9 protein-coding genes are annotated in these 14,607 nt (G+C 46.9%); 7 read left to right on the top strand and 2 right to left on the bottom strand.

The genetic code is table 11. The features are described 5' to 3' along the window. The first annotated feature begins 244 nt into the window (after positions 1-244). The 7 genes from elbB to BGP75_RS00950 all read left to right on the top strand — a co-directional run bounded on the left by elbB (position 245) and on the right by BGP75_RS00950 (position 10,945). Positions 245-898 carry an isoprenoid biosynthesis glyoxalase ElbB gene (gene elbB / locus BGP75_RS00980; RefSeq protein ID WP_076714125.1) on the top strand — a complete coding sequence of 218 codons (654 nt, stop codon included), beginning with the start codon at positions 245-247 and terminating at the stop codon, positions 896-898. 265 nt (positions 899-1,163) lie between these two features. Further along, a complete protein-coding gene (locus BGP75_RS00975) occupies positions 1,164-3,248 on the top strand; it encodes a TonB-dependent siderophore receptor (protein WP_076714123.1) in 2,085 nt (694 codons plus the stop codon). A 220-nt stretch (positions 3,249-3,468) separates the two neighbouring features. Further along, positions 3,469-5,532 (top strand): TonB-dependent siderophore receptor, encoded by a 2,064-nt coding sequence (locus tag BGP75_RS00970; RefSeq protein WP_076714120.1) that lies wholly within the window; start codon positions 3,469-3,471, stop codon positions 5,530-5,532. Positions 5,533-5,742: 210 nt separating this feature from the next. Further along, positions 5,743-6,705 carry an ABC transporter substrate-binding protein gene (locus tag BGP75_RS00965; RefSeq protein ID WP_076714119.1) on the top strand — a complete coding sequence of 321 codons (963 nt, stop codon included), beginning with the start codon at positions 5,743-5,745 and terminating at the stop codon, positions 6,703-6,705. Further along, positions 6,702-9,446, top strand: a complete 2,745-nt coding sequence (locus BGP75_RS00960; RefSeq protein ID WP_076714117.1) for an ATP-binding protein — start codon at positions 6,702-6,704, stop codon at positions 9,444-9,446. The genes BGP75_RS00965 and BGP75_RS00960 overlap by 4 nt, the downstream gene beginning before the upstream one ends. Before the next feature lie 219 nt (positions 9,447-9,665). Beyond that, the gene (gene hexR / locus BGP75_RS00955) at positions 9,666-10,541 is read left to right on the top strand and encodes a transcriptional regulator HexR (protein ID WP_083704559.1); all 876 of its coding nucleotides are present in this window, start codon (positions 9,666-9,668) and stop codon (positions 10,539-10,541) included. A 209-nt stretch (positions 10,542-10,750) separates the two neighbouring features. Then, complete coding sequence (locus BGP75_RS00950) at positions 10,751-10,945, top strand: PA3496 family putative envelope integrity protein (protein WP_076714115.1); 195 nt, start codon at positions 10,751-10,753, stop codon at positions 10,943-10,945. A 153-nt stretch (positions 10,946-11,098) separates the two neighbouring features. On the opposite strand, the gene glmS is transcribed toward BGP75_RS00950, so the two are convergent. Together glmS and glmU are read right to left on the bottom strand one after the other, a co-directional pair. Continuing rightward, complete coding sequence (gene glmS / locus BGP75_RS00945; RefSeq protein WP_076714113.1) at positions 11,099-12,946, bottom strand: glutamine--fructose-6-phosphate transaminase (isomerizing); 1,848 nt, start codon at positions 12,944-12,946, stop codon at positions 11,099-11,101. A gap of 66 nt (positions 12,947-13,012) precedes the next feature. Next, positions 13,013-14,401: a bifunctional UDP-N-acetylglucosamine diphosphorylase/glucosamine-1-phosphate N-acetyltransferase GlmU gene (gene glmU, locus BGP75_RS00940; protein WP_076714111.1), complete on the bottom strand. Its 1,389-nt coding sequence runs from the start codon at positions 14,399-14,401 to the stop codon at positions 13,013-13,015. Between the last annotated feature and the right edge of the window lie 206 nt (positions 14,402-14,607).

The following is a 14,607-nucleotide window of genomic DNA, read 5'->3' as shown; positions in this document are numbered from 1 at the left end:
CTGATAATAAATCAGTCCTCATGCGCTCACTCATACTTGCATACGATACTCCAACGCCATGCATAGTAACGTACCTTGATTAGTCAGAGAATGAGGTCAATCAAGCGTGTCTGACTGAATTGAACAGGATTTTAATTGGTTAACAAAGATTATATTAGACAACCAGGACCCTATTAGAAATACAATCTGTAGCTGTTACATGAGCGTGCTAGCCCCGGTTTCAGTTTTCAACAGGAGAAATAAAATGAAAAAGATTGCTGTGATACTTTCTGGCTGTGGTGTCTACGATGGTTCTGAAATTTACGAATCGGTGCTGACTCTACTCAGCCTGGAGAGGCAGGGCCTCGCCTATCAGTGTATGGCTCCAAATATCGAACAACTCCATGTCATCAACCATCTAACCGGAGAGGTGATGCCAGACCGGCAGCGTAATGTATTAGTAGAGTCTGCCCGCCTGGCCAGAGGTGAAATCAAGGACCTCGCTGAAGCGAATCCTGAGGAATACGCAGGCCTGATTATCCCGGGAGGATTCGGAGCCGCAAAAAATCTTTCTGATTTTGCAATTTCCGGTGCCAGCTGTGTCGTTAATCCCCAGGTTCAGGACTTTACCCGAGCCATACATCAAGCAGGTAAACCTGTCGGCTTAATTTGTATCGCTCCAGCCATGACACCCAGGATTTTTGGCAAGGACAGTCTATGCACCATAGGAAACGACGAAGAAACCGCTGCAGCAATAGAATCCATGGGAGGGAAGCATCAAACCTGCCCTGTGGATAACATTGTCATCGATCATCAGCGTAAAATAATTACCACTCCAGCCTATATGCTTGCTAACTCTATTTCAGACGCAGCCACGGGTATTGAAAAGTTGGTTAAACAGATCGCCGATATGGTTTGAAGCAATCCAATTGAAATTGATTCAGAGATACGGCCCGGTTGGCTGCGATCTCTGTCGAATAAAAACAATAACTTGATAGAAAAATGGATTTTTCTAAAGATCTTTCATCAGCTATAGTTTAGCTTAAGTCATTGGGCGCAGGATCCCGCTACTGTTTGCTAGATTGATCCGCCAGTCCATTGGTATTTGGCCTTATTGTTTTGGACACTAAGTCCCTCAATAGCAGCACGGAGGCATTGTCATAATTTTCTATGAGAAAACTTTCATGCCACTGAGCCACAAATGTTGGCAAATAGCAGGTTTGACGGCACTGATTCTGTTGTCGGATATTTCCATTGTAGTAGCCCAAGAAGATCAACTTCTCACTGAAAGCGATTTGATAGAAGATTTACAAATCGTACAATCTGCAACTCGTCTGGAACAACAGATCAAGGATATCCCTGCTTCGATTACGATTATCGATCGAAAGCTGATTGAAGCATCAGGGGCTGTTAATATCGCCGATCTATTCCGCCTGGTACCCGGATTTCAGTCCTATCAGGTACATGCAAATGCCTTTGGCGTAGTCAGCCACGGTCAGGGAGACGCCCACCCAGGCAGATTGGAGGTCATGATTGATGGTCGCTCCGTCTACCTTCCCCTGCTATCAACCGTTGATTGGTCAGCCTTGGGAATAGCTCTGGAGGACATTAACCACATAGAAGTCATCAGAGGTTCTAACGTCCCGACCCAAGGCTCCAATGCATTTTTAGGCGCCATCAATATCATCACCAGAGAACCCTTACAAGATCAGGGCGTAACCTTCTCGACAACATACGGATCATTGAACACGCGAGAACATTACCTCCGCCACAATGGAAAAATTGGAGAACTCGATTATCGGCTATCGGCTAACTATCACCGCAACCATGGTACCGGTTTAGGCCGGGAAGATGGTGAATCAGAAAACCCTGAACAACTGATGGAAGATGGTGGTGAGATTTCGCAGCTGAATTTTCGCGGTACTTATACCCCAAACCTCACTGACAGCTTCGATATTCAACTGGGAATAAGCAGTGGTCAATTTGGGGTAGGTAATGCCGCCGATCCTGCAGAACTTTATCCCAGAGATGTAGATACCAGTCATCAACAGCTTATCTGGACCCGTCAACTCAGCCAAAGTAACGAGTTGAAGCTGCAGGTTTATCACAATTATCACCGCTGGAAGCATACCAACCAGGTTTTAGAGTCTGAATTTTTTGGAGTCTCTCCTGATACAGTCCAGGCCCTGACAGGTCAGCCCGATCAGTTAGTAGATACGGCTCTGGAAGATGGTACCACTGAGCGGTTTGACGCTGAACTGGAACATTCCATCATGATTGATGGTGATAACCGCCTTGTCTGGGGAGCCGGTGCCCGATGGGAATCATTGGAAAGTGACAAGCTGATTGGTGCAGGCAGAGAAGTCGATGAGCTGATGTTGCGACTGTTCGGTAACTACGAATGGAAACCCACAACAGCCTGGACTTTTAATGCTGGTGCAATGCTTGAACGGAATGATCTGATCGGTACCAAGTTATCCCCTCGGCTAGGAGCTAACTGGCATCTAAGCCCTGATTTTACGCTCAGAGGCAGCATCAGCCAGTCTTTTCGAACCCCCTCACTACTGGAAGAGAATCAGTTTGCCAATCTATCCATCCCCAGCAACGGATCAATTCTCGATCTCACCTCCTACACACCCAAAGAGCTGAGCCCGGAACGCGTACGGACTTATGAAGTCGGGTTTATTCACACTTATCCACAATGGCACTCCAGCTTGGACCTCAAGCTATACCTTGAAGAAGTGGATAATGCTATTGGCGATGTAAGAGTCGAAATTGAACCCGGGATTGAAAACCCGGCTTTTGGCAACGCCGCATTTGCCAATACCAACGAAGACAGCTGGCGCACACAAGGACTGGATCTACAGTGGAGAGTCCAACCCTGGGATCATACCTGGCTCCATCTGGCCTACGCTTATGCAGATGCAGAGGGCAACTACCTTCGCCGTCCGTTAAGAAACGAGTTGTTTTTCAGAAACGACCGCGTTCCAGAACACAGTCTCAGCGCCTTGGTAAACCATGACTTTGGTAATGATGTCGAAGGTAGCCTAGCCTTTTATCGGCAAACCTCGGTCGACTGGTTCAAGGGCTCATTTCTGCCAGCCTACAGCAGACTTGATGCCCGTATAGCGAAAAAATTCCACTATGGAAAATCAGAAGGGGTGGTAGAGCTGGTTGTACAAAACCTGCTTTCTGAATACACGGAGTTTGAAGTGAATAACCGCTTTGACACCCGTACCTTTGTACGTTTTAAACTTAACTTTTTTTAGTAACGGCCTGATTAAAGAGGTAATCCGCAAATCTCTGTTCCAGAGTCTCAACCTGACTGTGAATGATTGGCAGCTCTGAGTAAAACAGTCGATAACAGCTTAGCTAAAAACGGCTGTTTTAACCCATCCAATATATGTACAATATCGGTCCTTAATATTCTGAATATAAACAATGCGTTCCGATATATGCAGGGACAGCTGATTCGACGAGAGGACCTCCATGTCGGATTTTTGCCGAGGTTTCGGACCCTGGTGTAGCTTTATCATCCTATCGTTGGCGAGCAACCTTTCTTTTTCTCAGGAAAACGAGCTGCTGACCGAAGGTGATTTGCTTGAATCCTTACCCACTGTAAAGTCAGCCACCCGACTGGAACAAAAGCTCAGCGATGTTCCTTCAGCAATGACTATCATTGATCAGAAAATGATCAAAGCCTCAGGTGCAGTCAATGTTGTTGACCTCTTTCGCTTAGTACCTGGTTTTCAGACTTACCATGTTAACGCCAATAAATTTGGTGTTGTCAGCCATGGCCAGGGGAATTCTCATCCCGGTAGACTGGAAGTAATGATCGATGGACGTTCTGTTTATCTATCATTGTTATCCACAGTGGACTGGAGTGCCTTAGGAATAACTCTGAATGATATTGACTACATCGAGGTTGTCAGAGGATCCAATGTTCCGACCCAGGGTTCAAATGCTTTTCTTGGTGCCATCAACATCATTACCCGAGAACCTTTAAAGGATCAGGGTAGCTACATTTCAGTGACTCGGGGTGCTCTGAAAACTGAAGACTATTACCTCAGACACAATGATAAAGTTGGCAGCCTGGACTACCGTATCTCTGCTAACTTTCATAAGAATAATGGTACCGGAATCGGCTTTGAGAACGGCGATGCAACAACCTCCCCGCTGTCCATTGAGGATGGTGGCGAAATCAGCCAGTTTAATTTTCGAGGCACCTATACTCCAACATTGTCTGATAGCTTTGATATTCAGCTGGGGGTAAGTAGTGGTCAGTTTGGTGTCGGCAGATCCAATCACCCTGAAGAGTTTGCAACCCGTGATGTAGACAGTCATTTCCAGAGCCTTGTCTGGACTAGAAACCTCAGCGGTGAAAATGAACTGAAAGTACAGGCCTATCACAACTATCTGAAGTACGACCAGACTATTCCATTTTTTGTGCCTGAAAGCTCATTGTTTCCAAACTCTCCGAGCTTTACTCTTGATGTCGGCGTTGAGGATGGAGTCTCTGAACGCTACGATATTGATATAGAACTGACTCACCGCTTTAATGAACATACCCGGTCTGTATGGGGAGCCGGAATCCGCTACGAATCTCTTAAGAGCCAGGCGTTACTTAACAGCAATGAAACTGTTGATGAATGGCTGTTTCGTGGCTCTGGTAACCTAGAACACCAGCTCAACAAATACTGGACAATAAATGCCGGAGCAATGCTCGAGAATAATGATATATCCGGCTCAAGATTCTCACCTCGTCTGGGGGTTAACTACCATATCAATGTGGAGCACAGCTTAAGAGGCAGTATCAGCCGGGCTTACCGCACACCTTCACTGCTAGAGGCCAACGAAGCACTCGCAGTCGTCATACCCGACCGGCCCGAGTTTTTCTCTCTCGCAGGTGTTACCTTTGACCAGATCAGCCAGCCCGCTGCAGATCTTGGTCCGGAAAAAGTATCAACACTCGAGTTAGGCTACTTATGGCAGGATCTGGACGGACATTGGACCTTTGATACCAAGTTCTATATCGAAGAAGTTGATAATGCAATTGATGAATTCAGTGTCCCTTTTTTCGACCTTAAGCCAAACAGCAACATCGCCAGTGAAAACCGCAATGTGGCTGAGTGGCAGACAAAGGGCCTTGAATTACAGTTAAAGCTGCAACCCTGGCAGCATACTTGGCTCTATCTCGCGTACGCTTATGCTGATGCCAAAGGTCATCACAACGAAGACTCTGAGAACTCAATTTCACTTGATAACAGAGTACCTACCCACACCTTGGCACTACAGGCCAGTCACGATTTCGGAAATGCGTTACAGGGGAGCTTCACGTTTTACCGTGAATCCTCTGTGTCCTGGAAAGGAGGAGCAGAACTGGACTCCTACAACCGACTGGATGCCCGCCTGGAAAAAGGATTTAGTTTTGGTGAAACCGAAGGGTCTATTGAATTTATCATGCAAAATCTGTTATCAACCTATAAGGAGTTTGATGTGAATAACAACTTCGATACCCGGGCATTCATTCGTCTGAATCTTAACTTTTTATAGGCTGAAACAGCAGTGGTCTAAAATAGTCCAGATACAAGATAAACCTGACATAAGTAGCTCTTATATAAATACCGCTTATATAAACAGTTCTTATAAGAATAACTCTTATACAAATAATTCTTATACAAGCTGGATCCGATGCAACCTGGTTCCAATACAAACCAGCGATAGTCTGGCGAAATAACGAAAATCACAAAGGATTGTGGCTTGATGATTAAAAGCTCGTATGAGCATACAAAATGTGACTCAAAAGTGTGGCTCTGTATCGCACTGGGTACCTTATTGTTTCTCAATTGTGTCCAAGTACAAGCTGAACAACACCGTGTACTTCTGCTCGCCAGCAAAGATCTTCCAACTTATCAAAAAGTTATACAAAGTTTTAGTGATCAAGTGGACACGACCAAGGCTCAGTTGACCATTATTATGTCGCCGAGCTCATTACCCCTGGAATCGTTGCCAGACTACGATCTGATAGTTCCTATTGGCACTCAGGCCACGCGCAGCATTCTTCAACAACAACCGAACACTTCGGTATTAAGCACGTTCATTCCCCACAGTACTTTTGACACTCTGGCCAATACTGAGAGCAGCCGTAAAAGCCTTCAAGAACACAGGCTGTCTGCTATTTATCTGGAACAACCCTTCCTACGACAACTAAAGTTACTGAGCCAGATTCAACCTGAGGTTTCCAAGATAGGCACGGTGCTGGGCCCCAGTTCAGCCTCAGAACAAACCAACATGGAACAGGCGGTCTCTGAAATGAGCTGGCAGTTAAACATTAGCCATCTAAGAGAAGACGATAATCCCATTGAAGTATTAACGCCGGTAATTTCAAATAGTGATGCCTTCCTGGCAGTTCCCGACCGGTCAATATTCAATCGAAGTACAGCGAAATGGATTCTTCTAATGAGCTTCCGCCAGCGAATACCGCTGATAGCTTACTCTAAACGTTATGTTGACGCTGGCGCCATCGCAGCGGTCTACAGTACGCCGGAAACTGTAGGTCAGGAAACCGCAGCCTGGGTTAACCGCTGGTTAACAACCTCAGAAGGCCTTCCTTCTCCTGCTTACCCTGAATATTTTGACATTAGCATCAACAAGGCTACCGCCCGCTCCCTGCGGCTGAAGCTTCCCAGCAAAAGTATGATTAAAGAGGCTATGCAACTGCCATGAGTCTCCGATCGTTAGTCAGCCACCTCGGAATCCGCCAGCGAGTCATGTTACTGGCTTTAGTGCCGATTACGATCATTACCCTTGCCATGTCAGGCTATATGATAAGTTCCCGACTCAACCTCGAACGGGACACGCTGTTCAAAAACAGTCAAACACTACTCGGTTACCTAAGTGCAGGCGCTGAGTTTGGCCTTTTTGCAGATAACTCCGAAGCCCTGGCAGGTCTGGCGAAAGCGCCCCAGGAACAGTCAGAAATAAGTGACATAATATTCATTAATGCTGATCAGAAAGAAGTTTTCCGTTCCAGTAATATCAACATAGACCGGCTACCCCTGGAATCTCCCAGTACCCGAGTGGAGCCCCATGTCCCCCATCAGTTTAATCAATTCTGGGCTTTCCAGGCCCCTGTGCTGGTATCCGGACTTAATATCAACGATTTCGGCGAGGAAAATCAACAGGACCTGGCAACCACTGATACTGACCCAATACATCTGGGCTGGGTTGTACTACTGGTCAACGACAGGGCAATGAAGAAGCGACAGTTTGAAATTCTGATTCGTGGACTGATTATAACCCTCATTGGACTATCACTGACTTTATGGATGGCCATTTCTATTGGTCGCAGTATCACGGGGCCTATCCAAGCTATTATCGATACCGTTGACCGGCTAAGTCATGAGCAGCTGAACGCTCGTGTAAAAATAGAAAGCAGTGGCGAAATAGGGGAACTCGAAAAAGGAATCAACAGCTTGGCAGCCCGAGTCCAGCAAACCCGAATCCGACTGGAAGACGATGTAGCTGAAGCCACAAAGAACCTCAGATCAACGCTACACACGCTGGAACGCAAGAATATCGATCTGGATCAGGAAAAACAGCGAGCAGAAGAAGCTAATTTCGCCAAAGATGAATTTTTAGCCCGCATGAGTCACGAACTCCGCACACCACTGACCTCGGTTATGGGCTTTATACAACTGCTGGAAAAGACCCAGCTCAATCTGGAACAGAAGGAATACAGCAGTATAGTGCGTCGTACGTCTTCACTGCTATTACGGCTGATCGACGATATTTTGGATTTTTCCAAGCTGCAATCCAATGCAATCAAGATCGAAAAAATTCCTTTTAGCTTGGAAGAATGCATTGAAGACTCTCTGGAAATGCAGGCGCCGATAGCCGATAACAAAGGGCTTGAGCTTTATTTCATCTGTGATCCGAAACTGCCTCTTCAGGTTATCGGGGATCCAACTCGGATAAGGCAGGTCATTGCCAACTTAATCGGTAATGCAGTGAAATTTACCAAAGAGGGTGAAATCACCATAACCACCCAATGTGTGTTGAATGAAGGCGATATTAATGTCGAATTAACAATCAAAGACACAGGCATCGGTATTGAAGCAGAAAAACTGAAATCCTTATTCCAACCTTTTTCTCAGGCGGACACTTCTATTACCCGCCGCTTTGGTGGTTCAGGACTGGGTCTGGTCATCACCAAACGTTTGGTTGAATTGATGGGTGGCAGTATCAGCCTTTACAGTCAGCCAGGTGAAGGCACCGAAGTCTTATTAAAATTGCCTTTTAATCATTGCACTCAACCTCGTTCCCCGGTCGATCTTCGCGGCTACAGGATTCTGCTGTTTGATCGCAATCCCACAGCTGAAAAAGCCCTGTCGAACTGTCTGCTGAAATGGCGAAGCACAGTGACTGCAGTCAACAACCATAAACAGCTGCTAAAACAATTGAAGAACGCTAACCACAAGTATGACGCTGTCATTATGGGGTTCCCAAATTTACATTTAAATCAGCATTATCAATCTCGTTTGCTAGGCTGTGTCCGGCAGCGCTTTGCCGGTAAGCTGATTCTGGTCACAGGACAGAAGAGTGTTCTGGAAAGTGATGTACTTGCACTGAAAATGGCTGAATTACAGGGCCTGGATCTACAACCTATTGATAATTTGCAGCGCCCACTGACCCATCGGAAACTGCTCACCGCCCTTAAATACGAAAAACCACTACTGGCGACGCAACCCACCTCAACTGCTGAAAAAATAGCCAGCGATAGCTTGCAGGATCTTAAGCTGTTGATCGCTGAAGACAACAGCTTCAACCGCCTGTTGCTGCAAAAGATACTGGAACAGGCCGGTGCCCAGCCTACGCTGGTTAGCAATGGAGAACAGGCGCTGGCTCAGGCAAGCCAAGGCTGTTATGACTGCATACTGATGGACGTCCATATGCCGGTTATGGACGGCATTGAAGCCAGCCGACATATTCGTGAGCTGCCCGAACCACTAAGTCAGGTCCCTATTATTGCATTGACTGCAAACGTTATCGCCAACGAAGAGCAGGCTCTGAAAGAAGCAGGAGTTGCTACGACCTTATTTAAGCCGATCAATGAACAAAAAATCATCCACCATATTCAACTGGCAACAAAAGCGGACGGTACAAGTATCGTTGCCGTTGAAAACTCCGAAAAACCACGGTTAGCTGACTACGGAATCTCTATCAGTGATCTGCATAAAGAGCTGAACAGCCAGATCAGCGCCATTGCCCATGCGTTTGAACTTCAGGATACACTGACCATGAGAGATCACGCTCACCAATTAACAGGGCTGGCCGGACTGCTTGATCTGGTCGAACTGGAAGCAGTGACCATGGCATTCGGCCAGTCCGTCAAAACTGCCAGGTGGAGGGATATCTGGGAGAACCTTTGGCGCTTACAGCGTGTGGTCGCCACCATTGACGTATAACAGGCCACTATTGATGTAAAGAAGGTTCAGTTAGGATTTAAAGCCCGCTTTCAGTCACTTCATCACCCGGTAACAGTAGAACCGCAGAGTTCTTCCGATCCATTGAAAACACCAGAATCCTATTATCAGGTCGATCAGAAACAGGGCTGGTTTTACAACGCCGTTTTACATATCCTTAGCGTTTTTGCCAAAAATCACTATGGCTCGGGAAAGTCGATATTGAACACCGTTAATCTGTTGAAAACCATCGCTGAAGCACGTTCTTCCTTGCGGAAGTCTGAGCAAAAAGTCGCTGACTATGTTCTGGCTCAGCCCAACGACATTATCCACATGCGGATAGTTGACCTCGCCTCAGAAGCGCAGGTCAGCGAACCCACCGTTGTGCGCTTTTGTCGTGCTCTCAATTATGATGGTTTTCAAGATTTTAAACTGACACTTGCCCAGGTTCTGGCAACCAACCCTAACTATGAACCCTTCTCCCTGAACAAAAAGGATACTATCAGTGACTTCAAGCAGAAGATCTTTGATTCCACGGTAGGAAATCTTATCAATATCAAAGAGATGCTTGACGAACAGACTCTTGAATCAGCCATAGAGGCATTAGCCCGGGCAAGTCGTATCGAATTCTATGGTTTTGGTGCCTCTGCGGCAGTCTGCACTGACGCCCAACACAAATTTTACCGCCTGAGAGTTTCAGCCGTAGCCTGCTCGGACCCCCATTTACAATCAATTTGTGCGGTCAGCCTGTCTGAGGGGGATGTCGTAGTGGCCATATCCCAGACCGGACGTACCAAGGATTTGCTCCATTCTGCCAAGCTCGCCAAAGAAAATGGTGCAACCGTCATTGCATTATGTCCCAGTGATACCCCGTTAGCAGAAGTCGCTAATATACCCATCCATATAGACCTGGAAGAAGATAAGGATTTAAGTGCGTTAATGTCTTCCAGAGTGGTACATCTGGTGGTTATCGATGTGCTAGCCGTTGGTCTGGCCATGAAGCTTGGACCCGGTGTCGTCGACCATTTGAAAACAATCCGCCGCAGTCTGCGCTCTCTCCGTCAGAATGAGAAACGACCTCTGATAAAAAAATCCTGATAATTCATACTAATAAAAATCCTGACTGCTAACCCCTCTCATCCAACAGTGACTGCAAATCAATTCGGCTACCGCAGTGCACTATTGCATTTTTAGCCAAGCTATGAGATTAGATAAGCTCTGGGCCGGCGACCCGTCATATAACTGTCACAGTCGCGGCCTAATATGAGCCCATCTTCTGATTGTTAATCTGACGTGGAGTGATAACCATGCTGTTAAACGATCCTCATTTGAGTGAACTGCAAACCCAAGTCTTTGACATTTTCATGGAACTGGATAGTGAAACCCAGCAGTTAGAAAAAAAGGCCGCCAGCGAACGAAACCTGCACGCAAGAAGGTCCATTGAAGAACACTTTGAGAAAAAACAACTTAGAAAGGAGTTGATCGAGTACGATTTTGATTAGTTGTCAGGAAAATCGAGCCAAGGAAGGAAAACGAATTAAGCATCAGCTACTCTCCTAAGGGGAGTAGCTTTATATCGACTAACCAGAATACCTGCTTAAAGCTCAGTCCCTGAGAGTTTCAATAGTCTACGGATCTGACAATCCCCTACCAATTCACTCAACAGTCACTGACTTGGCCAAGTTCCGCGGCTGATCTACGTCCGTTCCCTTCAGAACCGCCACATGGTACGACAGCAATTGTAACGGTATTGTATAAAGAATCGGTTCCAGTACGCTGCTGGTATGAGGTAGTTCAAGGGTATGAACACCGTCTCCGTTTTCCAGGTTTGCAGCCTGGTCGGCAAAAACATAAAGTTCTCCACCACGCGCCCGAACTTCCTGCATATTCGCTTTCAGTTTTTCAAGCATACTGTTGTTGGGCGCTACAACGATCACCGGCATTTCCCTGTCCACCAGCGCCAGTGGGCCATGTTTTAATTCTCCAGCCGGGTAAGCCTCGGCATGAATGTAGGAGATCTCCTTGAGCTTCAGAGCGCCTTCCATCGCAACCGGATACATGGCACCACGCCCCAAAAACAGACTGTGATTCTTCTCAGCAAAACGCTCAGACAATGATTGTATAGGGCCATCCAGCTCCAGGGCGGTCTCCAGCAGCTCAGGCAACTCTCTCAATTCCTGAATAAGCTGTTTTTCTATCGCTGAATCAAGTCCGGTTCGACGTGCCAGAACCAATGTGGTTAACAACAGAGCAACAAGTTGGCTGGTAAATGCTTTTGTAGAAGCAACACCAATCTCAGGACCTGCTTTGGTCATTAATGCCAGATCAGATTCCCGTACCAGGGAGCTACCGGGAACATTGCAGATACTCAGACAGGAAACAAACCCTTTATCTGCCGGGAGTGCTTTGGCCTCTCGCAGAGCTGCCAGGGTATCAGCAGTCTCGCCAGACTGGGATATGGTTATAAACAGGCTTCCGGGGAGAGCAACTGTTTTTCGGTAGCGATATTCGCTGGCCACTTCCACCTGACAGGGAATACCCACCAGCTCTTCAATCCAGTATTTAGCTACCAACCCAGCATGATAACTGGTACCACAGGCGATAATCTGTACGGCTCTGACCTGATCAAAAACTTCTCCAGCTGTAGCACCAAATGCCTGCTCCAAAACCCGTTCAGCACTGATACGACCCTCTAACACCGAACGCACAACATTCGGCTGCTCGAAGATCTCTTTCATCATATAGTGACGATATTCGCCTTTATCCGTTGCATCATGGCCATGTTCAAAACGCTGGATGTCATGGGATACAGGTTGGCGCTGGGCATCAAAAACCTTAACACTTTGCAGAGAAACCTCGGCAAGCTCCCCTTCGTCAAGATAGATAAACTGATCGGTGACCTGCAACATTGCCAGTGGATCTGAAGCGATAAAGTTCTCGCCAATACCCACTCCGATCACCAAAGGGCTGCCCATTCTTGCCGCCATCAAACGGGTCGGATCCTCTCGATCCATAATCGCCAGAGCAAAAGCACCATCCAGCTGAGCAATACTGTCAAACACCGCGGTGGAAAAATCGAGTCCCTTTAACAGCTTACCATGGACCAAGTGAGCGATTACTTCGGTGTCGGTGTCAGAGCTGAATTCACAGCCTTGGGCCTGAAGTTCCGCCTTGAGAGGTTCAAAGTTCTCAATGATTCCGTTGTGCACAACAGCCACACGGTCCGAAGCCATATGAGGGTGAGCATTGTGTTCTTCAGGCTTACCATGTGTGGCCCAACGGGTGTGAGCAATTCCTGTAGTACCGGTCAGTGGAGAACCTGACAGCGCTTTCTCCAGCTCAGCCACCTTTCCCGGGCGTTTAATACAGCCTATCTGCTGAGTCTGCCCGTCAAAGACTGCCATTCCTGCTGAATCGTAGCCTCGATACTCCAGACGTTTAAGACCTTCCAGGAGTATTGCAGATACTTCACGCTGCGCTACTGCGCCGACAATGCCACACATATATCGTTTCCTTTGGTTACTTTACAGTCCAACCATTTTGAGAAGTATTATTACTCAACTTCGCAATTACTTGGTCGGGCGCTTCCATGATGTCAAATTAGTCTGACGGCCCCGTGCCACTCCAAGGGCCCCCTCTGGTATTTCTTTGGTGATTGTAGAGCCAGCACCTGTCGTTGCACCTTTTCCTACTTTTACCGGAGCAACCAATGAAGTGTTAGAGCCAATGAACGCCCCGTCACCAATATCAGTCTGGAACTTGTTTACCCCATCGTAGTTGCAGGTAATAGTACCGGCACCAATATTAACCCCGCAACCAACGATTGCATCCCCGACATAGCTCAGGTGGTTTATTTTGGATCCTTCGCCGACAGTCGTTTTTTTGGTTTCTACAAAATTGCCTACCTTTGCATCTGCCGCCAAAACGGTACCGGGACGCAAGCGAGCATAGGGGCCTATTTCACAGTCTTCATCAATCCGACTACCATCGATCATCGAATTGGGCTTAATCACAGTGCCGTCAGCTATTTCACAATCTTTCAAAATACAGTTGGCGCCAATGGTTACACTTGTTCCTATTCTGACCCGCCCCTCAAAGATAACATTAACATCAACGCTCACATCCTGCTCGATGTGTACATCACCTCGAAAATCGACTCGATTTGGATCTAGTAAGGTGACACCCAGAGTCATCCAGTGATTTGCTTGCTGGCGCTGATGCCAACGCTCAAGTTCTGCAAGCTGCAAGCGATTGTTAACACCCTGGACCTCTTCTTCACAACTGGGCTGAATTGCGGTTATCGGGAGATCCAGTTTGGCAGCCATCTCAATGATGTCTGTCAGGTAGTACTCACCCTGAGCATTATCTGATGATAATTTGGGTAGCCAGTCTTTAAGCCAGGAGGCGGGCAAGGCGAGAATGCCGGTATTAATTTCTTTGATAGCCAGCTGCTCAGCATTAGCATCTTTATGTTCGACTATGGCTTCCACCGCTCCACTGGCATTACGAACAATTCGACCATATCCTGTGGAATCAGCCACCTCAACTGTCAATAATGCCAGTTTCTGGTGTTTAGCCACTGCTACCATTTGCTCGAGAGTATCCTGCCGAATCATCGGAACATCACCGTAAAGCACTAATACAGTGGAGTCGTTATCCACAGATGGCATAGCCTGATCAACAGCATGTCCAGTACCCAACTGCTCGGTTTGTTCTGCAATAATCAGATTTCGGCAAGGCTGTTCATCTGTGGATAAGTAATTTCTCGATAGAAAATCTTGCAGCAAAGATGATCCATGGCCAATAACAACATGAGTTTTAGTCGGTAAAAGCCCGGACGCCGTATCAATTACATGACCAACCATCGGCTTTCCCGCCACAGGATGCAGTACTTTAGGCAGCGCTGATTTCATCCTAGTTCCCTGACCAGCCGCCAGTATGATCACCTCTAACGCCATCTGTTATCCCTCAGCTATGTTAATGCTATGTTTTCCAACTACGATTGTTACGAATAGTGCCACGAGTGGTATTACGAATATACGAACAGTTGTAGAAGTACTTAATTGGTCATTTTCAACACTAATCGTTTATCACACTCTTGTGCCACTTTCTTCTATCACCTTCGGCTACTGTTGCCTGCCTTAGTTTCTACAGGCTTCATTGT

The organism is Motiliproteus sp. MSK22-1, from assembly GCF_001968815.1.
Classification (GTDB): Bacteria; Pseudomonadota; Gammaproteobacteria; order Pseudomonadales; family Balneatricaceae; genus Motiliproteus.
This window is presented reverse-complemented; position numbering and strand designations above follow the sequence as displayed.

Bases quoted from the DNA above. Each gene is read 5' to 3' on its own strand.
- elbB (WP_076714125.1), top strand. From the start codon at position 245: ATGAAAAAGATTGCTGTGATACTTTCTGGCTGTGGTGTCTACGATGGT.
- BGP75_RS00965 (WP_076714119.1), top strand. From the start codon at position 5,743: ATGATTAAAAGCTCGTATGAGCATACAAAATGTGACTCAAAAGTGTGG.
- glmU (WP_076714111.1), bottom strand. From the start codon at position 14,401: ATGGCGTTAGAGGTGATCATACTGGCGGCTGGTCAGGGAACTAGGATG.
- BGP75_RS00960 (WP_076714117.1), top strand. From the start codon at position 6,702: ATGAGTCTCCGATCGTTAGTCAGCCACCTCGGAATCCGCCAGCGAGTC.
- BGP75_RS00975 (WP_076714123.1), top strand. From the start codon at position 1,164: ATGCCACTGAGCCACAAATGTTGGCAAATAGCAGGTTTGACGGCACTG.
- glmS (WP_076714113.1), bottom strand. From the start codon at position 12,946: ATGTGTGGCATTGTCGGCGCAGTAGCGCAGCGTGAAGTATCTGCAATA.
- BGP75_RS00950 (WP_076714115.1), top strand. From the start codon at position 10,751: ATGCTGTTAAACGATCCTCATTTGAGTGAACTGCAAACCCAAGTCTTT.
- BGP75_RS00970 (WP_076714120.1), top strand. From the start codon at position 3,469: ATGTCGGATTTTTGCCGAGGTTTCGGACCCTGGTGTAGCTTTATCATC.